We start from the raw sequence: 26,841 nt of genomic DNA, 5'->3' as shown, positions 1-26,841 counted from the left end.
GCTGCCGCGTTAAGCCTTGACGCAAGGCAATATCAGTCACGGTCGTACCGCCCACGCCGACTTCCCGTAAAATCAACAGCTTAAAGTCAACGGGCCAGAAACGCCGACGCTCGACCCCAACAACCAACTCATGTCGAAAAATCTACGATCGCAATACGATGTCGTTAACCACGTTAGTAACGACGTCTTATACAATCTGATTAATCAGCGCGGAAGGCGGTCCAAATCGGACGGTTACTGCTCACCCGACCGGAAACGCTTCTTCTGGCCTTTGTTGCCTGCCACATCCGCGCTCGACATATCCACAGTTATCGGTGGACACTATCAACACACCCTCTGACCCGTGAGAGCCTTTTCGCCACCCTGATCATACAGGTCCTTGAACCGGTGAAAGCTGTCCGGCGACAATCCCATCACTTTGCAGGCCTACGACACACCGCCCAGCCGCCCGGCCAGTTCCAGTAGTGCCGGTTTCTGTTCGATGACCTTATCCTGAATACTTGGCATCGATCGACACTCCTTGGTCGCGCTCAATATCACCAAAAATGTCAGGCCAAGTCGTGTGTTCTATGTATCAACCGATAGCCCGCTGTTGAGGACCTCTCGTTGTTGAAGTTGGCTTGGTTCGCTCATCTAGGAAGATCTGGGTTAAATCCCGCATCTCTTCAGCGCTGCTACTCAGAAGGTTACATGCGGATGTCGTCTCTTCGAACATTGCTGCGTTTTCCTGAGTAACCCTGTCCAATTGTGCGATCGCTGCGTTGATCTCCGACACCGAGGCGTCTTGTTCAGCAGCAGCTTCGGCGATGACGTTGACCTGCTCAGAGGATCCTGCAACAGCAGCCGCAACCGAATTGAGTGCTTCAACTGTCTTTGTCACGTAGATCACGCCTTCATTGACCTCGGCCTCGCTTACCGTAATCAAAGACCGGATTTCCTGCGCGGCATCTGAGGACCGTTGCGCAAGGTTGCGTACTTCTGATGCGACAACGGCAAAACCTCGTCCGGCATCGCCAGCACGGGCCGCTTCGATACCTGCATTCAGCGCCAATAAATTGGTCTGGAAGGCGATTTCGTCGATGACCCCGGTTATGTGCGCAATGCGATTGGAGGAGGTCGCAATCTTCGAAATCGCGTCAGCCGCTTTGCCGACCACCTGACTGCTTTTTTGTGCGCTGTCATGGGCTTCGTCCGTTGCCGTGGCCGCGGTGGCCGCGGTGAGTGCAGTCGTGCTGACGAGTTGGGCCAATTGCCGAACAGCCGCGGCGGTCTCTTCCAAGGCGGCGGCCTGCCGTTCCGTTCGGGTGGCCAAATCAGTGGCTGCATCGGTTATGCCTATCGATCCCGACAAGATGCTGTCGGTGTTTGCAGCGACGTGATTGATCATTCGCTCAAGCTTCGCAAGCGCCGTGTTATAGTCATGGCGCAGGCCTTCATATTGAGATGCGAAGGGCTGACTGAGCCGGTTTCGTATATTTCCCTCGGACAATTGAGCCAAACCCGAACGCAAATCGTTTACGACGAGATCTTGAGCGGCCTGCAATTCATTGCGTTCAACTGCGTCCTGTTCCGCAGCCTGCCGCGCTTCGTCTGTTATCCGCTGGGTTCTTCGATGTTGTAGCTCTAGGGCCGTCTTTGCGGCCTCTGCTTCATTTGCCAGTTGCTGTGCCGCGATGCGTTCGTTCTCGGCGCGTTGTGCAGCCTGTTCTGCCTGCGCTTTCGCGTCCTCAGCGGCCTTATGACTTTCAGCCATCGCCTCTGCGCGGTCGGTTGCCTTCTTGCGCAGGTTTTGCCGTACCTTCACAACGACGAGCAATGCAGCCAACTCCAACGCTACGACAGCGCCGTGAAACAAGGTGCGAAAGACATTCTCAAGCACTGTACCGGTCGGATAGACCAAATTGGGCAGCAGCAAACTAAGGCCAAAGTGGTGGACCACGATCAATCCCGCTGCCATCGCCAATGCGCGAGTGTCATTCAGTGCGACACAACAGGCCAGCAGCGCGAAGAAGAGCATATGACCGTCGATCTGCCACATATGCCCTGCAAGTGCGGTGGTCACCGCAATGGCTTGCCCAACCAGGCCCATAGCGAGCAAAGCCTCGCGAAATGGCCTTTGAACCCTGCTTCCAAGTGTTGTCATGGCGGCGAACAAGACCGCGGTTAAGGCGCTGACCAGAACATCGTTTCCTACGAGCCATGCGGTCAAGCAAACCACTGGGACAAAAGCCCAACTGCCACATTGAAAGGCTGCAACCGTCTTTAAAACTGATGCATGTGTGTCTGTTGAAAGAGCATGTGACGTCATGATCATCATACCCCACAGATGGCAGCGAGGAGCGCACCATCACCGACAAGCCAAGCTCCGCCCGCCAGGACGTTTTCGATGAACAGGTCGTTGCCAGCGGCGAGCCGCCCCAGGGGAGGGTTCATGAGCCCAACCGGAAAACCACCTGCATCAACTATGATTTGATCCAAGCCACCCCAGGGCGGGCCTATCACCAGATAGGGACCGCTGCTTTTATCGACGCGCGCAACCGATTGTAGAAGTACGGCCACAGGACCAACGAGCATCGCAAGAGCAATCAAGGTGAACATGCGTATATTTTGACGAAGCTTCTGCATCGCTCTTGCTTAGGCTCTAGACTGCTAACACCCGGTAAAGCAGTCAGCAGAATTTGGGCTTGATCCGCATGATCGGCCACGAAACCAGTATATTTGGAGCAATTCATGGGTGTTTGAACGGATATTGAGTGCCGTTGCATCTTGCGCATAGCGGCCTGCGGCAATCTCTGGTTGGACAGGACGTGTGAGGCACATTAGCTGTAGGAACACGAAGAGGACCTAGCCATGCGTGATCTGAAAATCCCTGCCGAGCGTCATCCGGAAAAGGCGCATCGCCCCGATAACGTTCAACCGAAAAAGCCGGATTGGATCCGGGTCAAGGCGCCGGTTGGTGAGGGTTACACGCAAACCCGCGATATCATGCGCGAACACAAGCTTGTCACCGTCTGCGAAGAGGCTGGTTGCCCTAATGTGGGCGAATGCTGGAACCAAGGCCACGCGACAATGATGATCATGGGAGAGGTCTGCACCCGGGCCTGCACCTTTTGCAATATCGCGACGGGCAAGCCACCCGAAGCCTTGGACGTGTTTGAACCGGGGCGCGTGGCCGATGCCGTCAAGAAACTTGGCCTGAACCATGTTGTCGTCACATCGGTCGACCGTGATGATATCGAAGATGGCGGAGCGGCGCATTTCGCCCAGACCATTCGAGCGATTCGCCGGCAATCCCCCGGCACGACGATCGAGATTTTGACACCTGATTTCATTCGATGCGCCCCCGAGGCGTTGGAGGAGGTCGTGGCCGCCAAGCCGGATGTATTTAACCATAACCTTGAAACTGTCCCGGGGCTTTACCCTGAGGTGCGACCGGGTGCGCGGTATTTTCATTCGCTGCGCCTGTTGCAACGGGTGAAGGAACTGGACCCTTCCACGTTCACAAAATCAGGGATCATGGTGGGGTTGGGCGAAGACAAACAGGCGGTTCTGCAGGTCATGGAAGACATGCGGGCAGCCGATATCGACTTTCTTACCATTGGTCAGTACCTGCAACCCACGCCCAAACACCACCGGGTTGACCGGTTTGTCACACCGGATGAATTTGCGGCCTATGAAAAAGCGGCGTGGGGTAAAGGGTTTTTGATGGTATCTGCCACACCGCTGACCCGGTCCAGCTACCATGCCGGCGATGATTTTGAGCGCCTTTCGGCTGCGCGTCGGGAAAAAACGGCTGGTCGCTGAGTGTTGTGCGCAAATCGGTCAAAGGTTGCGCAAATCATTGGATCTGATCTTATAGTAACGACTTCCCGGTATGGTTGTGTATGCGTTGGTGCGTAGACCGATCAACGGTTACGTAACAAGCGGCAGTGACCACGCATGAAAATCTGGTCGATGTGGGATGCGGGGCGCGCCAACGCGCCAGACATGCTCCAACGATGTTTCACACTGTGGGAGACATTGAACCCCACGCACAAGTTAAACGTAATCGAGCGGGCCGAGATGGAAGACCGTCTTGCCGACCTTCAGATCGACCCCCATGCCAACCGGCCTAACGTGAATGCAAATATCTTGCGCTTGGCCTTGCTTCGGGATGTGGGTGGATGCTGGGTGGATGCCACGTTGGTGCCGTTCCGGCCGCTTGATGACTGGTTCACGGGCCAACTGGATACCAACGGGTTTTTTGCCTTTAGTCGCCCGGGCGATGATCGCCCCGTGGCCAATTGGTTTCTGGCATCACCTCCGGGCCATGTCATCGCGCAAACCTGGCTTGACCGCTATGCTGCGCTTTTTCGGCACAACCGCCAGCAACTGCCGCCCTATCGATCATTCAAGGCATTTCGCGCAGCGCGCAAGGCCAAGACTGACCGATTGTGGTTTGTACGTCCCGGGCCGGGACGATTGGCCAAGTATTACCCCTACTTCATGATGCACTATCAATTTGACCAGTTACTGCAGTCGGATACTGATTTTGCAAACGCTTGGGAGGCCACGCCAAAGGTTTCCGCCTTGCCGAGTCTGCTGACCATCCATGTGTGTCGAACTTGCCAAACCGTGGAAGAGTTTGAACAACAGCTTCCCGAGTTGTTGGATGCCAGTCCGGTTCATAAAGTAGACAGACGCCGCCCTGAATGTCTGCGCATCGTCGAGTATGCAGAAGAGCGGTGTCTTAGCAACGGTGGGTGAGTGTCTAACTGGTCGACCTGTCATGTAACTATTTGTAAAAATTAGATGAATTTTGAATTTTCCGCCTGCTATTAACCTTTAATCGCTTGCAGAAATTTATACATCAGCTTGGGGGCTACAATGGTCTAGAGAGCGGTCTTATGAAAATCTGGTCAATGTGGGACAACGGGCGTGCCAGTGCGCCAGACATGGTCCAACGATGTTTCACGTTATGGGACGACTTGAATCCGGACATCTCTTTACATATTGTTGAGCGCGCGGAGATGGAGGATCGTCTTTCCGATCTGGGCCTTGATCCATACGCTCATAATGCAACGGTCAATTCAGACCTGTTGCGGCTTGATCTGCTGACGCGACATGGCGGATGCTGGATCGATGCGACCCTGGTGCCTTTTGGTCCATTGGATGAATGGCTGACGGGAAAATTGGACCAGTCTGGTTTCTTCGGGTTCGCCCGGCCGGGCCCCGATCGTCCAATCTCTTCTTGGTTCTTGGTGTCTGAGCCGGATCATATCCTGATCCGCACGTGGAAAGAGCAATATATTGAGTTGTTCCGTCATCAGCGGACACCGTTGCCGCCTCATCGCTCGATCACTGCGTTCAGTGCGGCCCAAAGGGTTAAGAAAGACAGGTTTTGGTTCGTGCGGCCAGGGCCCGGACGCAAAGCAAAATACTATCCCTACTTCATGATGCATTATCAGTTCGATTATCTGCTGAAAAATGATGCTGATTTTGCCACGGCCTGGGAGAAGGTTCCAAAAGTATCGGCGCTGCCAAGTCTGGTCGCCGGTCATGCATGTCGCGCATCCCGAACCGAAGGTGAATTCGACGCGCAATTGGATAGCCTGCTGGGGGTAAGCCCGATCTATAAGTTGGATCGCCGACAGCCCGCCTGCATTCGGGTGGTCGAAAAAGCAGAGGAACTGGCCCGCAGCAAGTGAATGCATGCCAGGCAACCGTGTTTGCATCTTCGGCGGATCAAAGGCGGTTGCCACCGAACCTGTCTTGTTTCTACATCAGGAATCTGCTGTCATCGGAGACCGGAATGCTGCCCGAAATTTATGTTCTGCGCCATGGCGAAACCGAATGGAATTGCCAAGGTCGCATGCAGGGCAGCCTCGACAGCCCCTTGACGGTCAAAGGACGGGTACAGGCAGATCAGATGGGAGCACTGCTGGCCCGTCGCGGCGTCACGGGAGCCACGCATCAGGTCCTGTCGTCGCCGCAGGGGCGAGCCATGGCGACGGCACTGATCGCGGCACAGCACCTTGGGGCAGGTGTCAGCTCTTCGCCAGATTTGCGCGAGATTGAAGTTGGCGCGTGGACTGGTCTGACCCGGGCCGAGATTACAGCGGGTTGGCCAGCCCCGGAGGATGATCATTTCCTCGATTTCTACGCCCGGGCCCCAGGGGGTGAGTCGTTTAAGGCACTATGGCAGAGGGTAACCACCGTTCTCGATGAGTTGACCATGCCCACGGTGATCATCACCCATGGCATCACCTCCCGCTTTCTGCGCACGGCTGCGACCGGGCGAAGGCTGGATCAGGTGGCAGAATTACCGGGCGGGCAGGGTGTCGTGTTCCATCTGTTCAACGGTAGGCATGAAATCTACGCGCCGTAAGGGTTGCGCGCATCAAGGCGGGCGGCTACTTCCACATCAACGGGTGATTAGCTCAGTTGGTAGAGCGCTTCGTTTACACCGAAGATGTCGGGGGTTCGAGTCCCTCATCACCCACCACCTCCACCGCCTTCCCAACAGATGATCAAGTGAGAGGCCCGCCTCACTCTGACGCGAGGCGGGGGGGTGGATTGGTGGTCAGAAGCAATGCGGCCGGGGTGGAGCCGGGGATGGCGGTTTCACATGGGGTGGCAAACCGATATCGCGCCGCAGATGATCTGAACTGGGTATCTGGTTATTCGGCCGTTTCCCTTTTGGCGGTTTCCAAGGCTTGGCCGGTTTCACCCAGGGCCTGACCCATCCACGCCCGCGACCTTTGTCAGCGAATGTAATGATAGACATCTTTGCTTTCCTCTAGTTGGGAAAGCCGCCGCTTGAAGTCAGCAAAATTAGACGAAGACACAAAAAAGCCGCTTCAAGGAGCGGCTTCGGAGTTCAGTTCCATACCGCGCCTAGCTGGGGGACCAGCCAAAATCTTGGATATACGATAGGATCATCATGAAGTGGTCTCGTTTCAGTTGTCGTCGTATGAGATCAGTAACAAATTTACCTTAGGTCATCAACCACCCCTGGGCCTGTCCATCGAAAATTCGTTGTGGTTTTGCGAAAACGCGCCGGATTGCGGTATGCAGGCCGGCTGCGGACAGTGAACCGGCCTACTTTGGGATCGTTGCTATTCGGCAGGTTCGTTGAGCAGGTGATCGCGTCCAGCCTTCTCGGCGGCATAGCTTTCCTGCGCGGTTTCAACCGCTTTTGCATGAATCTCTGCCAGTTCCGGGCGCATTTTCTGGGCACGCAGGGCCGCATTCATTGTCGACATGTACTGGCCTTGAAAGTGCGGGAAAACCTCGCGTGCGATCAATTCGTAACTGCGCCGGGTCGCGTCGAAATTGGCCCAGTTGTGGGCGAGCATCAGATAGGCTCCAAAACCGCCATTGGATTGGGTCCAAAGCCGATTGATCTGAGCGCGGCACATGTCCGGGGTGCCAATGGTGCCGAAGCCTGAATCGTTGATAAAGTCGATCATCTCCTTAGCGTTCTGGCCAGGCATCGACATTTGCGGGAACGCGGCGATCTCCTGGAAATAGTTGAACCAGTGTTCGATCCCGTATTCGACATCACGGCGCGCTTGTTCGGCGGTTTCAGCAATATGGCACAGGCCGACAAGGCGCCATTTTGATCGGTCCACCCGTTGGTTGTGGTGCTTGGCTTCTTCCTCGATCACGTCCCAATGTAGTGCGAGCGCGTCGAATCCGGCTGCCGTTGTCGCGCCAATGGAGATCAATCCAGTACCGTATTTGCCAGCCAGCTTCGGCCCGGTGGGAGAGGCAACAGCGGCGGTTGCCAGATCGAGGTTGGAATAGGGGCGCAGGTGCAAACGTGCATCCTTTAGAACCCAGCGGTCATTTTCGAAATTGATGGGTTCATCGGATCGCAGCAGTCGCGTGATAATATCCAACCCGTCAGCCAACAGCCCGCGTGTGTCCTTTTGGGACAGGCCGATCATCGCGGCATCCGTGGGCAGGGATCCCGGGCCAAGGCCAAGCATCGCACGACCCCGGGTCAGATGATCCAATTGCACAATCTTTTCGGCGACCCAGAGGGGGTTATGGTAGCTGACGGAAACCACCCCAGTGCCCAGTTTGATCCGGCGCGTGCGCTGCGCTGCGCTGGCGATCATGATCTCGGGGCTGGCGGAAATTTCCGAGCCGGCGGAATGGTGTTCGCCGAACCAAACCTCGTCATAATCGCAGCGGTCGAGCCATTGGACAAGTTCCAGATCCTGTTCCAGGGCAAGGGTAGGGTTGATACCGGGCTTGTGGAACGGCGCCAGGAAAATACCGAAACGCATACGGTCGGTCATGCTTTCTCCTCCCATGTCACGTCCTCGCGTTGTGCGGGTGACGTTGGGGTAGGTTAGGCCCAATCAAAGCCGCAAACCAAATGGTTCTTTGTTATGCGCCTTGCAGAGCAGTTGCAGCCTCCATATTATTACCATGGTAACAATATGGAGGCTGCAATGTCACATCACCTATTTCTGTTTGCGACGATTACACCGAAACCGGTCCATATGGCGGAGGCACGCCAAGCCATAGAACGCATCATCCCGGCGACACGGGCCGAGCCGGGATGCCTTGATTTCGTACTGCACGAAAGCGCTGATGCCGGGTGTTTGCATCTGTATGAGGAGTGGGTGGATCAGGCCGCCTTGGACCAGCACTATCAGATGCCCTACACGGCAGAGGTCTTTGCGCAGTATCAGGAGTGGCTGGCCGCGCCTGTGGACATCAAGAAATTCACCAAAATCGCCTGATGTTCTTTCTTAAGGAACTTCCGGCAAAACGCATGATCGAGGGTTATACTGCGCGATACCCCCAGGCGGATGCCGATACAATTGAACGCGCGTTGGTCATGATGCGGGACGCCAGTCTCTTGGTTCGGCGCATCGATGGCTTCTTTGCTGCGGGGGGCTTTTCACAGCTTCGATTCCTAGTCTTGATCGTAATTGACCGGGAGCCCGAACGTGACAGCCTTTACATGACCGAGATCGCGGCTCGGCTCGATGTATCTCGCCCCGTTACCACACGCACGGTCCAAAGCCTGATCAAGGCCGGGCTGGTCGAAGCGACCGGACATAAAGACGACAAACGGCAAAAGCTGATCACGATCACCACGGCTGGACATGCGCGACTGCAACAGCTTTTGCCCGATTACTACGCGCTGATCTCGGAGTTTATGTCTGGTCGCGCACCTGACTAGTGCCGGATCCGCCAGGGCGGTATCGCCGTTGATACCCGGCGTTTCGAAAAAAGCTTTTGTCCCGCGCCCTTCGTCTGCATGACCGGCCTTTGACGATCAGGCGTCGAGTGGCTTGCGGCAGGCCGAAATCAGCGTCTCGGTATGGACAAAGCCGCAGCGGCGATAAATTTGGCCCGCCACTTCATGCTGATCCGTCTCAATTAGACGGGTCGCGTTGGGGCTGTGATGGGCGACCCACCGCGCGCCAGTTGTCAGTAGAGCGGGGCAGATCCCGAGGCCCCGATGACTGGGGCGCGTTTCCACCGATTGATATCGGCCGACATGGCCATCAGCAAAGATGCCGAGATCACCGACCAGCAGATCCCGGTCAAAGGCACCCAGCCAGCATCCCATCCCTTGATCGATCTGGTGGCGCCTCGGGCAGATCTGCCAGAAACTGGGCGATCTGTGCCTCGGGCGTCACCTGATCGGTTCAAAAAATCAGCAGGTTGCCATAGCGATAAAGGGGCTCGGAGGATGTACGCAGAGTGACCCGATCTTCATGTGCGTCGATGGTGCTGATCCTTCGCATGACCATGAGGTCGCTGGTCAGGCCGAGGGATGTTAGCACCAATTTAATCCCATGGAGACTCTAGAACGGGATTTCGTCGTCCAGATCTGAATTGGCGGGGGCACCGCCGCCACTGCCGCCGCCATAGGATGGGCCGCTGTCATAGCCGCCGGAGCGATCATCGATCTGACCCCCGCCACCGCCATAGCTGCCACCACCGCTGCCACCGCCGTCACGGCCATCTAGCATGGTCAGGGTAGAGGTGTAGGGTCGCAGCACGACCTCGGTCGAATAGCGGTCTTGACCGGATTGATCCTGCCACTTGCGGGTTTCAAGCTGGCCTTCCAGATAAACCTTGGAGCCCTTGCGCAGATATTGCTCGGCCACGCGGGCCAGGGGTTCGGAGAAGATCGCCACAGAGTGCCACTCGGTCCGCTCTCGCCGCTCACCGGTATTGCGGTCCTTCCAATTTTCAGAGGTTGCGATGCGCAGGTTGCAAACCTTGCCGCCGTTCTGAAAACTCCGCACCTCGGGATCGCGCCCCAGATTTCCGATCAGAATGACCTTGTTTACCGAGCCCGCCATCCGCCATCTCCTGTCCGTTATCGCCGATTCCCGGCATTTTGCCGAAGTTACACCAATGCCTTTATGGTTAACATCCGGTTTCCAGCACGAGATCGCGTCGAAAGGCTGGTGCTTTGTCTCGAATTTTGTATAGTCTCGCCGAAGAATTACACCGACGCTGGGACATGTGTGATGATCAGGACAACGGTATTGGCGCTGGTGACGGCGCTTGTGATGCCCGGTTTGGCCGGTGCCGAGACGTTCTCTTCAAAGTCCCGCAGTAAGCTTTTCAGCTCCCAAACCCGCCTGTTGGATAATCGCGCGTCAAAGCAATATGCAAACTCGGTCCGGTTACAGCCCCCGTCGGTGGTGACGCCATCCAAATTTTCATCCCCCCGGTACAAGGGACGGTATAACGGTCCTTATCTGACCATGGCGCGTGCTGCAGCTCGGCAAGCCAACGTGCCGGAGGATTTATTTCTGCGCCTGGTCCAGCAAGAGAGTAACTGGAAAGTCAAGGCGCGCTCCCACAAGGGGGCCATCGGATTGGCGCAACTGATGCCGGGCACAGCGGCCACTTTACGTGTCGATCCGCATGATCCACGCCAGAACTTGGAAGGTGGCGCACGGTATCTGCGCCAAATGTATGATCGTTACAACAGCTGGCGCCTCGCGCTGGCTGCGTATAATGCCGGGCCTGGGGCTGTTGATAAGCATGGTGGTATCCCGCCTTACCGCGAAACCAAGCGGTATGTGCGCAAGATCCTGGGTGGGTGATCCGAACCGTCGGTGATGAACCGGCATGATCCGATAAACACTCCCGCCTGAACGAAGCGGACTTGAGTTGCGTGCCGTAGGTCGCTAAGTTTTGCCCATACTTGAGCAAAGCTATTTTACATGATCGAAATCTCAGACACCCAGTTTGCTGGGCAAAAGCGCCATAAACGCGCGACCCTCATCGAACGTATTGACGACTGGCTTTTGGTTCAAGACAGTGCATGGTCGCTGTTAGAGCCGCCACGACGCATTGATATGCTTGAACAAATCGTGGACAAGGCCAACCTTTACGGGATGCGAAGTGCCCGCGATCACGCCATCTTTTGTCGAGGCACAATCCTGTTGCGCCTGGCCTGGCCGGATTTCATGGACGAGCCGCAAAATCAGGTCCTGCTCACGGACGACAAGGTTGATGCCGACAGCAAATTGCGGGCGTGGTTCAACAGATGCTGGCAAGCCGCACAAACCCGCGCCGGTCAGAAAGCGTAGGCATGCCGGATCCCTATAAGGAGACCTGTGACAGCGCGGATGCCGCGGGCTTTGAGACCGATAGCGGCGGAACATCTGTTGTCGAAAGCTGCCCCCTTGCCGGCGGAACCAGCGCGCCCAACATCGATCCTTGCTACACCGAAAAGGTGGAAATCGGGTCCAAAACCGGTCGCCAATCCGTGACGTGGGAACATGCGAAGCGCCATGAACGGATCGCATCTGAGCAGAGGAAGATCCTAGGCGGTGCTGACCTGGTTTTGCAGGTCATTGCCGATGAGAAGACGCCAAGGGCCGGGGGCAAACCGCTTGATCTGTATGTGAATGCGGTGACCACACCGATTTGTCCGAAATCGGATCACCCGTCGCTGCAATGGTCGGGTGGAGATCTGACCAACCCGGTGTCGTGGTGCGAACCCACGACCTTTGAAACAACTGTGCGGTCCAAGGGGACGAGTGGCGCGGCGGATAGCTTTTTCGATACTTATTGGCCATTTGGAAAGCGGGGTTGCAGCACGTATTACGTGAATGTCGCAAGCTGTGGCATCCCGCTTGATAAAACCGAGAGCGCGCCGGCACTTGTCACTGGTCGGGTGGAGGCCTACCGCAAAAGCGATGTGGAATTGTCGATTGTGTTGCCTGCGTTGAAGGGTAAATCGGCCCATCGCAGCAAGCACTACGATGTGACACGACGCACGACCACGGCGACTCGCTCTGAAACGTCCAGTAATGATTTCGGTCGGCAACAGACTGGAAGCAGCGCCAGCCATTCCCAAAGCCGCTATAACGGCACCGACAAGTGGGATTATTCGACGACCCGGTCCCATGGACGCGGGATGGTTGTCACCACGGCCCATAGCTCTGGCACCGAGGGTTTTGCCCGCGTCGATGAAACCGAAAAAGGCACGATGATCATTGGCAGCGGCTTCCGGTATCGCCGAAAGGTTGAGGTCACCGGTACCGACCATGGTGTCAAGATCGAAGCGCAGGACATCAAGCCAACCGGCGTGACCCTGACCCATAATGGCAAGGATGTTGCCAACGGGGCCAAGTATCTGAAAGCGTTGCTGACCCTGCCACAGACGATCCAGTCTTTCATCGGGGCCTTCAAGGATTCGGTTCCAAAGATCGGTTGGCAGGCGGATGCATCCGTCAGCGTGATCCAGGGCACGTTCATCGCCGGATGGAAGCTGGCACCCAAGGATGACGCGGACCATGATCGTCTGTGGCTCATCGACCGGCGCTTTAACTTCGATATCAAATGTACGCTGGTCAAGATCGAGATCTCGATCGGCTTTGGGATCGAATGGGTGGTTGCCAATCCGCTGTGGAAACCGCCCTTGGTGGAACTGATCTTTGTTGTGAAGATGTCCATCGATTTCACGGCCGACATGACGCTGCAGCTGCGCCAGTCGCAAAAGGAAAGCTTTGAAGCCAAAGCCGCCGTCGCATCTGTTCCCAAGATCAAGGCGGAAGCCAAGGCCATGATCAATGGTTGTGGTGTCAGCGCGTCCTGCGAGATCTCAACCGGGATCGAAGGTGAATTCACGTTCAAAGGCGGCATCAAGGCCACGCCGGAATTGAAGGGCAAGTTGGGCTTTAAACCCATTGCGGTGACCGTTGAACTTGACCCGCCGGTCGGTGGCAAGATCAAGGAAGAGCTGTTCAAATATCCAAAAAAGACGACCCCCATATGGGAAGCCGATCTTTTGACCAGCAAGGCGAAATGAAGATGACATTCGACCCCGAAGTCGTCCGATATGGTACACTTTTCTCGCGTGCTGTGGCCTGCGAATTGCGGATCAATGACATCCCCGTCATGGCCCATGCCGAGGATCTTATGATCAACGGGGCACAACCCCTGCGCCAATACATCCTAAAGGGTCAAAACGCGGCGGCATTGGTTTGCCGTGCGCCGGGCGATGGCACCGGTCCGGGGCGATATGCACCGATGGCCCTGGCAGAGGCGCGCATTGCCGACTTCCGCGAGGGTGAGACCCTGTCCGACGAAAGCGGGATCGAATATGCCCGGTTCGATCCGGTGTTTGATGAAGATACTCCGCCGATGTTGAAGATGGAGACGGGCTTTGTCTCTTCCTGGGGTGGGGATTGGGCCTGGGCGAAGGCGCCGCCGATTGATCTGGTCGCCTCGCGCGGTGCGCTGGATGGCTTCATGTCCCACGTGATCCAGCGATTTGCGGCCCGCGATATGGAAAGCCTGCTGCCGCTTTTTGAACCGGCGATCCGGGACAAGGCTTCTGCCTATCCGGTTCTGGATGTGGAAGGGCTGGCGAACATGACCCTGGCTTGGCTCGCAGATACCGACGCAGAGAGTTGGTCGGTCCTGCCTTTCGACCCGATCCAGATCGACTATAGACCGGCTGCCAATGGGCGCCTAATCCAACCCTTGGGGCCAGACGGCTTGCCTGCGATCCGGTCCGACTGGATCCCCGCCGCTGATCCCGAAGAACGGCCCAGCTATGTCGCGCTGCCAGGCCTTATCGGTTTTCATGAGGGTCAGCTTCGCTTCATGACCTGACCTTGGCCCACGCCCCGGCAGGCCAAGGCAGGGCCGCGCAATCAGATACAGATATCGGCGTTGAATGCTTTCAGAAACTGTTTTGCATGGGCACCGAACAAGCGCGTGAAGGGTCCACGGTTCGGTCCCCATTTGGTTTGGAAATGGCACAGCTCCTGTGCGTCGATGCAAGCCGGTGACGTCTTTTGTTGACTGGCCGTCAATTCGCCCTGCACCAGAAAGACCTCGGCATTGGGAAAATCATCGCCACGCAGACAGCCATCAATCTTGCCGGATCGGTACCGGATGTCGATGAATGTATCGATGTCTGGGGATCCTTTGACCATCGGGTTCGATCCCTCGGTATGGGCGGTGAAGTTCAGTTCCTTCCCGGCCTGAAAGCTGCGCGTCGTGACAGTGATCCGTGGGGTCTGGGTCTTTTTCTCTTCGGGTTTTGCGGTCTTCCACGTCGGGCTCGACAGTGCTGATTTCTTGATCACGCCGGTTTCCAGATCGAACGTGATGAAACCCCAGGTTCGGGCCGATCCAGCAAGTTTGGCAGAGTTGCGTCCGTCACCATGATAGCCGCCACCAAATGTGGTGAACGGCGCATAGCGTTTTACGATAACCGTATATGTCATGGGTGAATAACCTCTTTGTGCGGAATTGATAATGATCGTCCGCTAGCAAGGTATTTTGGGCCCGACAACTCTTGAAATCTTTGTAATTCATACATCGGGTTGGCGAGCCTCGATGCCAGAAATTTAGCGTTCCAGACCAGCACCAGAACCTGCCAAAATTAACAGATTGTCGCTAATTCGAGAACATACTCAAAAGCCGGAATCTTGACCCTGTTGCCATGGTTTGACGAGGTTGCCAAAGCGAGTGAAGCGACCCTCAAAACTCAACTCTACCGTGCCGATGGGGCCGTGTCGCTGCTTGCCGATCACGATCTCGGCTTTGCCATGCAGCGCCTCCATCTCTTCTTGCCACTTGGCCATGGCATCCAGGTCGTGGTCGCCGGGTTTTTCGCGCTCTTTGTAATATTCCTCGCGGAAGACGAACATCACCACATCGGCGTCTTGCTCGATCGATCCTGATTCCCGCAGATCCGATAGTTGGGGACGCTTGTCCTCACGGCTTTCCACCTGGCGTGACAACTGGGACAGCGCCACGACAGGGATATCCAATTCCTTGGCGATGGCTTTCAGGCCTTGGGTGATTTCGGATACTTCATTGACACGGCTATCCTTGGCCGTGGCCGGGCGAACCAGTTGCAAGTAGTCCACGATCAGCACATCCAGCCCGTGGGTGCGTTTCAGGCGGCGGGCGCGGGCGGCCAACTGGCTGATCGGCAGGGCAGGCGTGTCGTCGATGTAAAGCGGACAGGCTTCCAAGGACTTGGCGGCTTCGACAAAACGGCGAAACTCGGCCTCGGTCATGTCGCCGCGGCGGATCTGTTCGCTGGGTACTTCGGAGGCCTCGGAAAGGATCCGTGCTGCCAGTTGCTCAGCGCTCATTTCAAGCGAGTAGAACCCGACGACGCCCCCATCAACCGCCCCTTCGCTGCCATCCGACAGGGCCCCGCGTTTATAGGCCTTGGCGATGTTGAACGCGATATTGGTGGCGAGCGAGGTCTTTCCCATCGACGGACGCCCGGCCAGGATCAATAGGTCAGAGCGGTGCAGCCCGCCCAGTTTCTTGTCCATATCGATCAACCCGGTTGAGACACCGGCCAGACCACCTTCGCGCTGGTACGCGGCGTTTGCGACATTCACCGCATCGGTGACCGCCTTGAGGAAAGACTGAAAGCCGCTGTCGGATTTGCCCTCTTCGCCTAACTTATAAAGCTGTTGTTCGGCCTCGACGATCTGTTCCCTGGGTTCTGAGGCCACATCGACGGCTGCCGCCTTGGCCGAAATGTCGCGCCCCAGCGCCATTAACTCCCGGCGGATCGCAAGGTCATAGATAATCTGAGCGTAATCGCGCGCGGCAAAGCTGGCAATGGCGGCACCGGCCAGCTTGGCCAGATAGCCCGGCCCGCCCAGCTCCTTGAGGCCTGGCTCGTCTTCCAGAAATGCCTTCAGGGTGACGGGGGTTGCTTGTAGGTTCTTGGCGATCCGTGCGCTCGCCACTTCGAAAATGCGCGCATGAACGGGGTCATAAAAATGCTGTGGCGTAACGACCGATGCGACACGGTCATAGATGTCATTATTTGTCAGGACCGCGCCCAGCAATTGCTGTTCGGCCTCGATGTTGTGAGGCAGCGCTTCACTGTCCTGCTGCGTATCGCCGTGTTGGTCTGCCGCAAATGGTGCGATCTCGTTCATACCTGCGCCCCTTGGTATTTGGACGGCACCCTTAGCCAATCCCGCCCGGCACAGGCAAAATGTATAAGCCTGTGGATAGCCTGTGAGCGTTTTTTTCTGCCATATGATGTGGCTATCAGGTCTTGCGCCACAGCATAATGTGAGCATTCCGAAAGGTCACGGACTAATCTTTTATTTGTCTCAGACCATAGATGCAGATCGAAAAACGGCTCATTGGCGTGGCGAGGTGTAGAATCGATCCTTTGTACGACCTTGGATATGGGCGCCCGCCTTAGACGGATTTGTGCGCGTCCTGCCAACTGCGCGGGTCTTTGAGGAAGGCCCCGACCGCCGTCAAAGTCTGAGCATCAAAGGCGTTTGTGCGCTGAGCCTCTGCCAACACGTCGTGCCAGGTACACAAGCTGTGAAGTGTGACGCCGTAATCACCCAATGTTTTGTCCATGTCCGGGAAGATACCGTAGGAGAAGATCACGGCAGTATGTGCGCAGGTGGCGCCGGTTTCCCGGATGGCATCGATGAAGCTGAGCTTGCTGCCACCATCGGTTGTCAGATCTTCAATCAACAAAACGCGATCCTGCGCTGTCATCACCCCTTCGATCCGCGCATTGCGACCGTAGCCTTTGGGTTTCTTGCGGATATAGGTCATGGGAAGTGCCATGCGTTCGGCCACCATGGCGCCAAAGGGAATGCCCGCCGTCTCCCCACCCGCGATATTGGTAAAGGCTTCAAACCCGGCATTCCGCATCACTGTGACCGCCAGGAAATCCATGAGCGTCGTGCGGATGCGTGGGAAGGAGATCAACTTGCGGCAATCGATATATGTGGGCGATGGCAGACCGGACGAGAGGGTGTAGGGCTCGGTCGCGTTGAAATGCACCGCCTCGACCTCTAACAGCATCTGTGCGGTGAGCTGGGCGATAGTGTCGGCGGTCGGGTAGCTGGTGGGGATCATGGGCATCCTGTTCAGGCCGGGTACAGGAGGCCAGGTTGGGGTGCCTCCCGCGGGGATATTTTGAAACACATAATGTGGCGCGGGTCAGACAACCTGCCAGTGGAGGGGCCGACCCGGATCGAAGATCGTGAGAGGGCCGTCCGGTGTGGGCAGTTTGCCGGGTGTCGGTTGTGGTGCCCCTCTTTGGAGAGTCAGCGTCCCTTCGTTCAAGGGCAAGCCATAGAAACTGGCGCCATTTTCCGACGTGAATGCCTGAAGATGGGGCAGGGCGTCTTGCCCGTCGAACACCTCTGCCAGGCAGGACATCGTGTTGGTGGCCGAGAAGACACCGGCACAGCCACATGCGGTCTCCTTCGCGCTATCGAGATGGGGGGCGCTATCGGTACCGAGAAATACATTCGTGGCCCCCGATGTCGCCAGGGCGACTAACGCATCCCGGTGGGTGCTGCGTTTCGCGACCGGCAGGCAGTAGTAATGGGGGCGGATGCCGCCGACCAGCATATGGTTGCGGGTGATCATCAGGTGATGTGTTGTGATGGTCGCGCCCAGGTCTGGCCCGGCATCCGCCAGATAGGCGCAGGCATCGGCCGTCGTAATATGTTCCATGACGACGCGCAGGCCTGGGGTCTTGCGCCGCAAAGGGTCAAGCACCGTGTCGATGAATACCGCCTCGCGATCGAATATGTCGATGTCGGATGTCGTAACTTCGCCGTGGACACAGAGTGGCACACCATGTTCCGCCATCTGATCCAGGACATGTTGCACACGCGCGATGTCGCGGACACCGGCGGCAGAATTGGTGGTTGCGCCGGCAGGGTAGAGTTTGACTGCATGGATCAGACCGCTGTCATGCGCGGCGATGACGTCGGCGGCGTCGGTTTCTTCCGTCAGGTAGAGCGTCATCAGCGGCGCGAAGCGCTGCCCCGCGGGCACGGCGCCAAGGATCCGATCACGGTAGGCGGCAGCCTGGGCACCCGTCACGACCGGCGGCACCAGGTTGGGCATGATGATCGCGCGGGCAAAGTGGCGGCTTGTCTCTGGCAAGACGGCTTGCAACATTGCACCGTCGCGTAAATGCAAGTGCATGTCGTCGGGGCGGCGCAAGGTCAGGGTGGTTGTCATGCGTCCGTGCTATCCAACAATGCTGGGCAATTCCAGCGCTTTGACACAGCTTCCCTGAACGACGGGAAGGGTGGTTTCCGCCATATGCATTGCGTGCAACGACGACGTTTCCAAGCGTTGCTGCCTAAAAACCGAGCAATCGCCGAATCTGGCGGCAGGATTAGGTGCTTATCCTATCGCATTGGTTGCATGGGCGCGGGGCGTTATCCTATTGCAGCCTTATGACTGTATCAGTGGCAGAGGTCATGCCGCGGCCTGTCGGTCGCATGCAACGGGTGGATGGACGGGCCGAAGTTGGTCTGGTCCGTGGATCTGGCAGGACCCGGTTGGCCCATCTTCATCAGGCAGGCTCGGCAAAAGCGATGCTGCCGCGGTGCCATGGCACCTCCCCCGAAGTCGTGCTGTTGAATACGGCGGGGGGCGTGACCGGGGGTGACCGGCTGAGATACGCCATTGATGTCGGGCCTGGAGCAATCGCTACCGCGACCACGCAGACGGCGGAGCGGGCTTACGGCACCAAGAATGGCGTGGCCAAGGTCAATATCGATCTGATGGTTGGGAAAGGCGGGCATCTGGATTGGCTGCCACAGGAGACGATCCTGTTCGACACCGCAAACCTGTACCGCAGGACGCGGATCGACCTGAGCACGGATGCAACCCTGCTATATAGTGAGGCTCTGATCCTTGGGCGCGCCGCCATGGGAGAGGCTGTCCGGTCACTGTCCCTGATCGATCGCCGGGACATTACGCGGAATGGCAAGCCGCTATTGATCGATCCCGTAAGGCTGGATGGAGCGATGATATCTGCGCCAGGCCAGTGCGCCCTTTTGAGCGGATGCCGCGCGCTTGCGACCGTTGTTCTGATCGCCCCGGATGCCGAGGATGCAGTGGGCCAGATCCGCGCGCTGCCCGGTATCGACGGTGTCACGATCGGCTCTTCTGCCTGGGAGGGGAAATGTGTTATCCGCCTCATGGCGGTCGATGCTTGGCCAATGCGCCGGGCGCTCGTCCGTTTGTTGACACAGTTGCGGGGCGGGCCCTTGCCCCGGGTTTGGCAGATATGAGGAGCGGCGATGAATCTCAGCCCGCGCGAGAAAGACAAGTTGCTGGTCAGTGTGGCCGCCATGGTGGCCCGTGGACGCCTCGAACGTGGCGTCAAGTTGAACCATCCCGAGGCTATCGCGTTAATCACAGACTACGTGGTGGAGGGCGCACGCGATGGGCGCTCCGTCGCGGATCTGATGAGTGCGGGCGCCACGGTGATACGGGCCGAGCAGTGCATGGATGGGATTGCGGAAATGATTCACGAGGTTCAGGTCGAGGCGACTTTTCCGGATGGCACCAAACTGGTGACCGTTCATCATCCCATTCGGCCTGCGTGACGGAGGCGAGATTATGATCCCGGGAGAAGTGATGCCTCTGTCAGGCGATATTGTGCTAAACGACGGTCAGCAGAGCGTGATCCTACTGGTGGCGAATACCGGGGACCGACCGGTTCAGGTGGGCAGTCACTATCACTTTGCTGAGACAAATGGCGCACTCGACTTTGATCGGGCCGCCGCGCAGGGGCTGCGCTTAGATATCGCAGCGGGAACTGCCGTGAGATTTGAGCCAGGTCAAAGTCGCGAGGTCCGCTTGGTGAGATATCAAGGTGCACGCCGCGTCTTTGGCTTCAACCAATCCGTGATGGGCCCGCTCTAGGACGGTGGTCCCATAGGAACAAAGGACATGATACATATGACACCGATCGACTACTGGCGCGCTGGCATGACGCTGTGGACGCGCACTGCTGAAATCCAAGTTGAAATGACCCGTGCAGCATTCGGCATGGCGGGTGACTGGCATGACATGATGCTCAAGAGCGGGCCATTTGGACAGGTTGGGGCGGCTCAGAGCAAGGTGCGCCAGACTGCGCCGACACCACGTGCCAAGAAGGCAGCCGCCAAACCTTCTGCACGCGCGAATGTGACACCTATCAAGTCCGCAGTCCCGGCTACTCCGAAATCGGCAGCGCCTGCGGCAGCACCCGAAGCCAAGAAAGCGGCACCTGTGCGCCGGAAGACCGCTGCCAAGCCCAACGTCGCATCTGCGAAAACGGCGGCACCGGTGAAAGAGGCCTCGAAAGCCGTGGCAAAACCAGCCACGTCTAAACCGGCAGCGCGCAAGGCTACCGCGGGGACGACTGCAAAAAAACCTTCGCCCAAAACGGTGGCGCCCAAAACAACCGTGGCAAAAACGGCAGATACTCCGAAAACCGACGCCCCGGTGAAGGCCGCCAAGTCGAGCACTGCCGCAGCAAAGCCTGCAGCTGCCAAGGCTGTTGCAAAACCTGCGGCGAAAGCCCCGGCCAAGCGTCGTACAACCGCCAAAGCGGCACCGGTCAAGGCCACACCGGCAGCATCGAAGCCCGCCGTTGCAGAGGCCAAGACAGCACCGGCCAAAGAACCTGCGACCGCGGCAAAATCGGGGGCCAAGTCGACCGAGGCGCCTGTCCTCAAAGTCGTACCCACCAGCAAGCAGACTGCCGCGGAATAGCGGCAGTTCCCCTTAAAAGTCCTTGCACCAGTTCTTACTTACGCTAACGTTGATTGGTGAAATCTGGGAGAGCCATTAGATGAGTGGAATTATTGACCGTTTGCTAGGTCTTTTGACACCGCAGCCGCGTCCAGTTCCGATTCCCGTGCGTCAGCCCAAGGGGCCACGGCGGTAAGCGCCTTGGCCTTGGAGCGGATATTATTTAATGCGCAGCTACCAATCTCCCTTTTTGCTTGCCTATGATTGCTGGAAGACCGGGCTCCAGGCCTCGTATCTGATGGCTGAAACGCAGACGGTGATCGGCCTGCGCGTCTTGGGTATGGCGGGCATGTGGCACGTGCCGAAAAGCGAAAACAGTCGAATGGTTCAGGAGAAAGCGCCGGCCTTTGCTGCATCTGCCATGGCGGCGGGATATGCTGCCATGAACGGAAAACGCCCCGACCAGATCGTAAATGCAGCGATCCATCCCTTGCGTCGCAAAACCATATCCAACGCGAAACGTTTGCGCGGCCGTGGGCCGCGATTGGGTTAGAGCGATTCGCCGATCATCTGACGGGGAGCCGCCATGTCTGCTAAAATATCCCGCGCCGCTTATGCCGACATGTATGGTCCAACCACGGGCGATAAGGTCAGGTTGGCCGATACTGACCTGATCATTGAGGTTGAGCGTGATCTGACCACCTACGGCGAAGAGGTGAAGTTCGGTGGCGGCAAGGTCATTCGTGACGGGATGGGGCAGTCTCAGGTTACGCGTGCAGACGGGGCCGCCGATACTGTCATCACAAATGCACTGATCTTGGACCATACCGGCATCTACAAGGCTGATATCGCCCTGCGCGACGGCCTGATCGAAAAGATCGGGAAGGCAGGCAATCCCGACACGCAGCCGGGTGTCGATATCATAATTGGCCCGGGGACCGAGGCGATCGCCGGCGAAGGTCGCATCCTGACCGCCGGTGGGTTCGATGCGCATATCCATTTCATCTGCCCCCAGCAGGTCGAAGATGCGCTGCATTCCGGTATCACCACACAACTTGGGGGCGGCACCGGTCCGGCCCATGGCACATTGGCCACAACCTGCACGCCGGGGCCTTGGCATATCGGCCGGATGCTACAGTCGCTCGATGCGTTTCCGATGAATTTCGGCCTGTCGGGCAAGGGCAATGCCAGCCAACCCGCAGCGTTGAAGGAGATGGTGCTGGGCGGCGCCTGCGCCCTAAAGCTGCATGAGGACTGGGGGACAACCCCTGCCGCCATCGATTGCTGCCTCGGCGTGGCCGATGCCATGGATGTGCAGGTCATGATCCACACCGACACGCTGAACGAAAGCGGGTTTGTCGAAAACACCCTGGCCGCCGTCAAGGGGCGCACCATCCATGCCTTCCACACCGAAGGGGCTGGTGGTGGCCATGCGCCCGACATCATCAAGGTTTGCGGTGAGGCGCATGTCATCCCATCCTCCACGAACCCGACGCGACCTTACACGGTGAACACGCTGGAAGAGCATCTGGATATGCTCATGGTCTGTCACCACCTGGACAAGGGGATCCCCGAGGATGTGGCCTTTGCCGAAAGCCGGATCCGCAAGGAAACCATCGCCGCCGAGGATATCCTGCATGATATGGGCGCGTTCAGCATCATTGCCTCGGACAGTCAGGCCATGGGCAGGGTAGGCGAGGTCATCATCCGCACTTGGCAAACCGCCCATAAGATGAAGGTCCAACGCGGGCGGCTGTCTGAGGAAACAGGCGACAACGACAACATCCGCGTCAAACGCTACATCGCCAAATATACCATCAACCCGGCCATCGCCCACGGTATGTCAGCCCATATCGGCAGTATCGAACCGGGCAAGCGCGCTGATCTGTGCCTATGGGATCCGGCGTTTTTCGGGGTGAAACCGGAAATGGTACTGATGGGCGGTACGATTATCTGTGCGCAGATGGGTGATCCCAACGCGTCGATCCCGACCCCGCAACCTGTTTATTCGCGGCCCATGTTCGGGGCGTTCGGACGATCATTGGAGCAATCGAGTGTCAGCTTCGTCTCTGCCGCAGCCCAAGATGCCGGGATCGGCGCGTCGCTGGGTCTGGCGAAAGGCACGCTGCCGGTGACGAACACACGCGGCATCAGCAAGGCAGACATGGTTATGAATGCGGCTCGACCGCAGATCGAGGTCAATCCCGAGACCTATGAGGTCCGCGCCGATGGCGAATTGCTGACTTGCGAACCGGCCAGTGAGTTGCCCATGGCGCAGCGCTATTTCTTGTTCTGATGCGCGTCTTGGCTGCGATGTTTGGGCTGGTGATGGCTCTGCCTGCGGCGGCGCAGGACTGGCCTGTCAGCGTCGCGGCGTCGGGTTGTAAGTTCAATTGGGTCGGTACGGACGGCTTTCAGGAAACCACCGTTTCGGGCGGCGTGGGCCATTTTCCCACCCTGCTGTTTTCACAGGAAAAGAATTGGCCCGCGCTTGAACCATTCGTGCCGTTCTGCGGTGAGCATTGCCGGACAGAGGCTGACAGATGGGCGTTGTTCGAGCTGTTTCCGCTCGCTGTCGGCAAAACGGCCTTGATCGGGCCAGAAGATGATCAGATGATCATTCTGGTTGAAGATTTTGTCGAGATCCGCGCCCTTGGCGGTATCGAAACGTACCAAATCAGCGCCACGCGGGCCAACGCGCAGCGCATCATCAGCTATTGGGCGCCGCAAGTCGGCTGGGTCGTGCGGTTGGATGAGGCGGATTTTTCAAAGGTGGTGGTCACGATGTCATGCCCCCAGGATGCTGAGGAAGACCGCCCCCTGGGGTTCGATACCGATGCCGGAAAGCCGGGGATTTCACCCGATCCCGTTGTCCCCGATAGCTGACAGCGCTGGAGCCGCACCCGAGTGTCGGCTACGATCTGACCAACGGATTTGGAGGCATCTTGCAAGACATATCACCCCCAACGCACCGTGCGTCGCAGCATCTACCGGGCGGCGCCCGTGCGGGTGATCCTGTCCTGTCGCTGACCTATGAGGCGCGGTTGGTTCGTCGCCGGCGCTTTGTGTTGGAGAGCGGCGACGTGGTCATCCTGGATCTGCCCACGACAGTGTCCCTGAATGCCGGTGACGCCTTGGTTTTGGAGGATGGCGGGCAGGTTGCCATTGCGGCTGCCGACGAGCCGGTCTTGCATGTCACCGGGTCAAACCTGCCCCGGCTCGCATGGCATATTGGAAACCGGCATACCCCGTGCCAGATTTCGGAGGGTCACCTGATCATCCGACAGGATAACGTTCTGGCGGACATGCTCGCGGGTCTGGGTGCGACGGTTACGGTGGCAACGGGCCCGTTCACGCCGGAAGGTGGTGCCTATGGCCACGGGCGGACAATGGGGCACGACCATCACTCGTGATCTTGATCTGTTGCGGTTGACCCAATGGCTGTCGCCCTCCTTTCCCTTGGGCAGCTTTGCCTATTCCAGTGGTCTGGAAACGGCCATGACGGAGGGGTCCGTCCATGATCCGGTCTCGCTCACGCATTGGTTGGCCGCGGTGCTGCGATACGGCACCGGGCATATGGATGCCGTTTTGCTGCTTCACGCCATGCGGGGGGAGGATGTCGCAGACCTGGCCCGGGCGCTTGCTCCGTCGCGGGAGCGTTTGGAGGAAACCATGGCCCAGGGAACGGCATTCGCGGCCACGGTTAATGCGATATGTGAGGGTGATTTTGTGCCTGCCCCATTCCCCGTTGTGGTGGGGCAAGTGGGTCAAATGCTGAACCAACCTGAAGCGGTGGTGGTCAGCCTGTACCTACAGGCGCTGGTGGGTAATCTGGTCGCCGCAGCAGTGCGCTTCATTCCGTTGGGACAAACGGCGGGGCAGGCCGTTCTTTATGATCTACACGCAGTTATGGCTGAGGTTGCACAATCGGCGCGCCAAACATCGCTTGACGAACTGGGCAGCGGCGCCTTCATGGCAGATATGGAAGCCTTCAAACACGAGGAACTCCCCGTGCGGATATTCAAAACATGATGACCACTGCACATGACGGCATTCCGTTTGGCTGGCCCAATGTCTAACCCCAATGGCCCCCTGCGCGTCGGGATTGGTGGCCCGGTCGGCGCGGGCAAGACCACGTTGACCGAGCAGCTATGCCGCGCGCTCAGCGCTGATTACTCCGTCGCTGTCATAACCAATGATATTTACACACAGGAAGACGCTGAATACCTGATGCGCGCCCAGGCGTTACCACAGGACCGGATACGCGGGGTGGAAACGGGCGGCTGCCCCCATACCGCCATCCGCGAAGATGCGTCGATCAATCTGGCGGCCCTGGCGGATCTGAACATGGCAATCCCGGATCTGGACATCGTCTTGATCGAATCCGGTGGTGACAATCTGGCCGCCACGTTCAGCCCCGAACTGGCCGATCTGACCCTCTATGTCATCGATACTGCGGCGGGGCAGGACATTCCGCGCAAGAAAGGGCCGGGTGTGACACGATCCGATCTTTTGATCGTCAACAAGACCGATCTGGCGCCCCATGTCGGCGTCGATCTGGATCTGCTGCGGTCCGATGCGGCGTTGGCGCGGGGTGAGCGGCCCTTTGTACTGGCAGTGCTCAAGTCCGGCACTGGTATCCCCGATATTGTCGCTTTTCTCAAACACGAGGGTGGCCTGACCTAGGGCTGATCTTTGGCTATCGCACCGATAGCAATCCGTTATGTGCGGAAACCTCTAGCAGGGACGTGTCATATCGATGTCAGTGCTGATTGCGTTGGCTCAATGATGGCGGAAGGCGCTGCCCTCGTGCTTGTAAGGTGCGCAGGGCCATCGTTTGCGCCCGCTTGAACCGGGGCCCCTGCAGTCGCCGTAAAACTTCACGCGTGTAAAGTGCCGTCAGGAAAGGGCGGTCTTGGCGTTCCAGATAGACCAGGACCCGCTTGAGATAGACGGGGTAACGGCGCCGGATCCTGTAATGTCGGGCAAAGAGGGCGGGCGTCAGTTTGTTGCGAACAGCGGCGTTCATGATGGTGGTCATGATGCCCATATTCTCAAAATCCGGCACCAGATCACGCCCCATCAAAGGGCATCGCAGCTTGGTGATCCCGTCGCGGGTGAAGAGGGCTGCATGCATCGCATCTTCGGTCTCGTAAGGGTCATAAACGACCGCACCGCCGGCCGCGGCATCCAGCATGGCCGGTGCGTAGCCATAGCGATCCGTAAAGCTGACCCGTCGCATTGTGGGAAATCGCTGGTCCCATTCCGTGACACGGGGATCAAGCGTTGCCTGCGGATGGATCAGCAGCACTTGCGCGCCGGGCGCAGCCACTGAAAACGCCGCCGCGGCGTAGCCGCAGGACCCTGCACCAAAAAACAGGATACGCTCAAAATCGTCAAAAAAACCTTCATCGACTAATGTGTCAAAGAAGTTGAACACGTGCTCATCGCGGAACCAGGTGTCACCTTCGCTATAGATACAAAGATGGGACCACCCTTGCTTGCCCGCGACGGACAAACCCATGGGATGGCTGTTCTCTTCATTCGCGCGCAGATCTTGCGCGTTCTCGAAGGTGACGAGAAGCGTTTCGTCATCCGACGTGAACAACGCGCCATGGTTGCGGCCAAGGATCTGATGGAACCCGAACTCGTCACCATGTTTCGTCAGCATGTCATGCCAACTGTTGATTGTATGCATCCGCGTAAGCTGCGGACTTGGAACGATACCGTCCATACCTAAAACTCTAGTCTCTTAGATCAGATTAAAAACCAAACGAATAAAAAGGATCTCGCCGTAACATCAGAGTAAGTGTGATGGATTCCCGCTGTGGTTGTCTAGCCTCT

Annotated in this window: 31 protein-coding genes and 1 tRNA gene; 20 read left to right on the top strand and 12 right to left on the bottom strand. The window is 57.7% G+C overall.

Going from position 1 to position 26,841, the window contains the following annotated elements; genetic code table 11:
* Positions 1-324 precede the first annotated feature (324 nt).
* The 3 genes from IU397_RS24000 to IU397_RS18800 all read right to left on the bottom strand — a co-directional run bounded on the left by IU397_RS24000 (position 325) and on the right by IU397_RS18800 (position 2,625).
* Complete coding sequence (locus IU397_RS24000; protein ID WP_370541727.1) at positions 325-414, bottom strand: helix-turn-helix domain-containing protein; 90 nt, start codon at positions 412-414, stop codon at positions 325-327.
* Between the two features lie 160 nt (positions 415-574).
* Positions 575-2,209: a methyl-accepting chemotaxis protein gene (locus IU397_RS18805; protein WP_204416734.1), complete on the bottom strand. Its 1,635-nt coding sequence runs from the start codon at positions 2,207-2,209 to the stop codon at positions 575-577.
* A 104-nt stretch (positions 2,210-2,313) separates the two neighbouring features.
* Complete coding sequence (locus IU397_RS18800) at positions 2,314-2,625, bottom strand: hypothetical protein (RefSeq protein WP_204416732.1); 312 nt, start codon at positions 2,623-2,625, stop codon at positions 2,314-2,316.
* 225 nt (positions 2,626-2,850) lie between these two features.
* Between IU397_RS18800 and lipA the strand changes: the two genes are divergently transcribed.
* From lipA to IU397_RS18775, 5 genes are all read left to right on the top strand, one after another.
* On the top strand, positions 2,851-3,804 hold the full coding sequence (lipA, locus tag IU397_RS18795; protein ID WP_204416730.1) for a lipoyl synthase: 954 nt from the start codon (positions 2,851-2,853) through the stop codon (positions 3,802-3,804).
* 135 nt (positions 3,805-3,939) lie between these two features.
* Positions 3,940-4,746, top strand: a complete 807-nt coding sequence (locus tag IU397_RS18790) for a capsular polysaccharide synthesis protein (RefSeq protein WP_204416728.1) — start codon at positions 3,940-3,942, stop codon at positions 4,744-4,746.
* Between the two features lie 140 nt (positions 4,747-4,886).
* A complete protein-coding gene (locus IU397_RS18785) occupies positions 4,887-5,687 on the top strand; it encodes a capsular polysaccharide synthesis protein (protein ID WP_204416726.1) in 801 nt (266 codons plus the stop codon).
* A gap of 104 nt (positions 5,688-5,791) precedes the next feature.
* Positions 5,792-6,367, top strand: coding sequence for a histidine phosphatase family protein (locus tag IU397_RS18780; protein WP_204416724.1), 576 nt, complete (start codon positions 5,792-5,794; stop codon positions 6,365-6,367).
* A 41-nt stretch (positions 6,368-6,408) separates the two neighbouring features.
* A tRNA-Val gene (locus tag IU397_RS18775) sits at positions 6,409-6,484 on the top strand.
* A 613-nt stretch (positions 6,485-7,097) separates the two neighbouring features.
* Here the strand turns inward: IU397_RS18775 and IU397_RS18770 are convergent.
* Positions 7,098-8,288: an LLM class flavin-dependent oxidoreductase gene (locus IU397_RS18770; protein ID WP_204416722.1), complete on the bottom strand. Its 1,191-nt coding sequence runs from the start codon at positions 8,286-8,288 to the stop codon at positions 7,098-7,100.
* Positions 8,289-8,444: 156 nt separating this feature from the next.
* Between IU397_RS18770 and IU397_RS18765 the strand changes: the two genes are divergently transcribed.
* Positions 8,445-8,738, top strand: a complete 294-nt coding sequence (locus IU397_RS18765; RefSeq protein ID WP_204416720.1) for a putative quinol monooxygenase — start codon at positions 8,445-8,447, stop codon at positions 8,736-8,738.
* Entirely contained in the window at positions 8,738-9,184 is a 447-nt protein-coding gene (locus IU397_RS18760; protein ID WP_204416718.1) for a MarR family winged helix-turn-helix transcriptional regulator, read from the top strand. The genes IU397_RS18765 and IU397_RS18760 overlap by 1 nt, the downstream gene beginning before the upstream one ends.
* A gap of 96 nt (positions 9,185-9,280) precedes the next feature.
* On the opposite strand, the gene IU397_RS18755 is transcribed toward IU397_RS18760, so the two are convergent.
* Positions 9,281-9,610 carry a GNAT family N-acetyltransferase gene (locus IU397_RS18755; protein WP_370541729.1) on the bottom strand — a complete coding sequence of 110 codons (330 nt, stop codon included), beginning with the start codon at positions 9,608-9,610 and terminating at the stop codon, positions 9,281-9,283.
* A 205-nt stretch (positions 9,611-9,815) separates the two neighbouring features.
* Positions 9,816-10,319, bottom strand: a complete 504-nt coding sequence (ssb, locus tag IU397_RS18750) for a single-stranded DNA-binding protein (protein WP_204416714.1) — start codon at positions 10,317-10,319, stop codon at positions 9,816-9,818.
* 171 nt (positions 10,320-10,490) lie between these two features.
* Here ssb and IU397_RS18745 point away from each other — a divergent pair, with 171 nt between their 5' ends.
* The 4 genes from IU397_RS18745 (at position 10,491) to IU397_RS18730 (ending at position 14,100) form a co-directional block, all read left to right on the top strand.
* Positions 10,491-11,075 carry a lytic transglycosylase domain-containing protein gene (locus IU397_RS18745; protein ID WP_204416712.1) on the top strand — a complete coding sequence of 195 codons (585 nt, stop codon included), beginning with the start codon at positions 10,491-10,493 and terminating at the stop codon, positions 11,073-11,075.
* A gap of 120 nt (positions 11,076-11,195) precedes the next feature.
* Positions 11,196-11,564, top strand: a complete 369-nt coding sequence (locus IU397_RS18740; RefSeq protein ID WP_204416710.1) for a hypothetical protein — start codon at positions 11,196-11,198, stop codon at positions 11,562-11,564.
* Between the two features lie 2 nt (positions 11,565-11,566).
* Complete coding sequence (locus tag IU397_RS18735; RefSeq protein WP_204416708.1) at positions 11,567-13,291, top strand: hypothetical protein; 1,725 nt, start codon at positions 11,567-11,569, stop codon at positions 13,289-13,291.
* A 2-nt stretch (positions 13,292-13,293) separates the two neighbouring features.
* Positions 13,294-14,100 carry a hypothetical protein gene (locus IU397_RS18730; protein WP_204416706.1) on the top strand — a complete coding sequence of 269 codons (807 nt, stop codon included), beginning with the start codon at positions 13,294-13,296 and terminating at the stop codon, positions 14,098-14,100.
* Positions 14,101-14,141: 41 nt separating this feature from the next.
* Here the strand turns inward: IU397_RS18730 and IU397_RS18725 are convergent, their stop codons facing one another.
* From IU397_RS18725 to pyrC, 4 genes are all read right to left on the bottom strand, one after another.
* Positions 14,142-14,720, bottom strand: a complete 579-nt coding sequence (locus IU397_RS18725; protein WP_204416704.1) for a hypothetical protein — start codon at positions 14,718-14,720, stop codon at positions 14,142-14,144.
* Between the two features lie 189 nt (positions 14,721-14,909).
* Positions 14,910-16,409 carry a replicative DNA helicase gene (locus tag IU397_RS18720; RefSeq protein WP_204416702.1) on the bottom strand — a complete coding sequence of 500 codons (1,500 nt, stop codon included), beginning with the start codon at positions 16,407-16,409 and terminating at the stop codon, positions 14,910-14,912.
* 271 nt (positions 16,410-16,680) lie between these two features.
* Positions 16,681-17,361: an orotate phosphoribosyltransferase gene (locus tag IU397_RS18715; protein WP_204416700.1), complete on the bottom strand. Its 681-nt coding sequence runs from the start codon at positions 17,359-17,361 to the stop codon at positions 16,681-16,683.
* Between the two features lie 84 nt (positions 17,362-17,445).
* Complete coding sequence (gene pyrC, locus IU397_RS18710) at positions 17,446-18,483, bottom strand: dihydroorotase (RefSeq protein WP_204416698.1); 1,038 nt, start codon at positions 18,481-18,483, stop codon at positions 17,446-17,448.
* Positions 18,484-18,704: 221 nt separating this feature from the next.
* Here pyrC and IU397_RS18705 point away from each other — a divergent pair, with 221 nt between their 5' ends.
* The 3 genes from IU397_RS18705 to IU397_RS18695 are packed head-to-tail and all read left to right on the top strand — an operon-like array spanning position 18,705 to position 20,184.
* Positions 18,705-19,547 (top strand): urease accessory protein UreD, encoded by an 843-nt coding sequence (locus tag IU397_RS18705; protein WP_239479917.1) that lies wholly within the window; start codon positions 18,705-18,707, stop codon positions 19,545-19,547.
* Positions 19,548-19,556: 9 nt separating this feature from the next.
* Positions 19,557-19,865, top strand: coding sequence for an urease subunit gamma (locus tag IU397_RS18700; RefSeq protein WP_204416697.1), 309 nt, complete (start codon positions 19,557-19,559; stop codon positions 19,863-19,865).
* A gap of 13 nt (positions 19,866-19,878) precedes the next feature.
* Positions 19,879-20,184 carry an urease subunit beta gene (locus IU397_RS18695; protein WP_204416695.1) on the top strand — a complete coding sequence of 102 codons (306 nt, stop codon included), beginning with the start codon at positions 19,879-19,881 and terminating at the stop codon, positions 20,182-20,184.
* 188 nt (positions 20,185-20,372) lie between these two features.
* On the opposite strand, the gene IU397_RS18690 is transcribed toward IU397_RS18695, so the two are convergent.
* Entirely contained in the window at positions 20,373-20,981 is a 609-nt protein-coding gene (locus IU397_RS18690) for a hypothetical protein (protein WP_204416693.1), read from the bottom strand.
* A gap of 242 nt (positions 20,982-21,223) precedes the next feature.
* Between IU397_RS18690 and IU397_RS18685 the strand changes: the two genes are divergently transcribed.
* Genes IU397_RS18685 through ureG form a run of 6 tightly spaced genes read left to right on the top strand, consistent with a single transcriptional unit; the run spans position 21,224 to position 25,683 of the window.
* On the top strand, positions 21,224-21,550 hold the full coding sequence (locus IU397_RS18685; protein ID WP_204416691.1) for an antifreeze protein: 327 nt from the start codon (positions 21,224-21,226) through the stop codon (positions 21,548-21,550).
* Positions 21,551-21,583: 33 nt separating this feature from the next.
* Entirely contained in the window at positions 21,584-23,293 is a 1,710-nt protein-coding gene (gene ureC, locus IU397_RS18680; protein WP_204416690.1) for an urease subunit alpha, read from the top strand.
* A gap of 8 nt (positions 23,294-23,301) precedes the next feature.
* Positions 23,302-23,883 (top strand): hypothetical protein, encoded by a 582-nt coding sequence (locus tag IU397_RS18675; RefSeq protein WP_204416688.1) that lies wholly within the window; start codon positions 23,302-23,304, stop codon positions 23,881-23,883.
* 59 nt (positions 23,884-23,942) lie between these two features.
* Positions 23,943-24,410 (top strand): urease accessory protein UreE, encoded by a 468-nt coding sequence (locus IU397_RS18670; protein ID WP_370541726.1) that lies wholly within the window; start codon positions 23,943-23,945, stop codon positions 24,408-24,410.
* Positions 24,370-25,029, top strand: coding sequence for an urease accessory protein UreF (locus IU397_RS18665; RefSeq protein ID WP_204416686.1), 660 nt, complete (start codon positions 24,370-24,372; stop codon positions 25,027-25,029). The genes IU397_RS18670 and IU397_RS18665 overlap by 41 nt, the downstream gene beginning before the upstream one ends.
* Before the next feature lie 39 nt (positions 25,030-25,068).
* Positions 25,069-25,683: an urease accessory protein UreG gene (gene ureG / locus IU397_RS18660; RefSeq protein ID WP_204416742.1), complete on the top strand. Its 615-nt coding sequence runs from the start codon at positions 25,069-25,071 to the stop codon at positions 25,681-25,683.
* A gap of 76 nt (positions 25,684-25,759) precedes the next feature.
* On the opposite strand, the gene IU397_RS18655 is transcribed toward ureG, so the two are convergent.
* Complete coding sequence (locus tag IU397_RS18655) at positions 25,760-26,695, bottom strand: phosphoadenosine phosphosulfate reductase (RefSeq protein WP_204416684.1); 936 nt, start codon at positions 26,693-26,695, stop codon at positions 25,760-25,762.
* Between the last annotated feature and the right edge of the window lie 146 nt (positions 26,696-26,841).

It is taken from the genome of Actibacterium sp. 188UL27-1 (assembly GCF_016901225.1).
Taxonomy (GTDB): Bacteria; Pseudomonadota; Alphaproteobacteria; order Rhodobacterales; family Rhodobacteraceae; genus 188UL27-1.
This window is presented reverse-complemented; position numbering and strand designations above follow the sequence as displayed.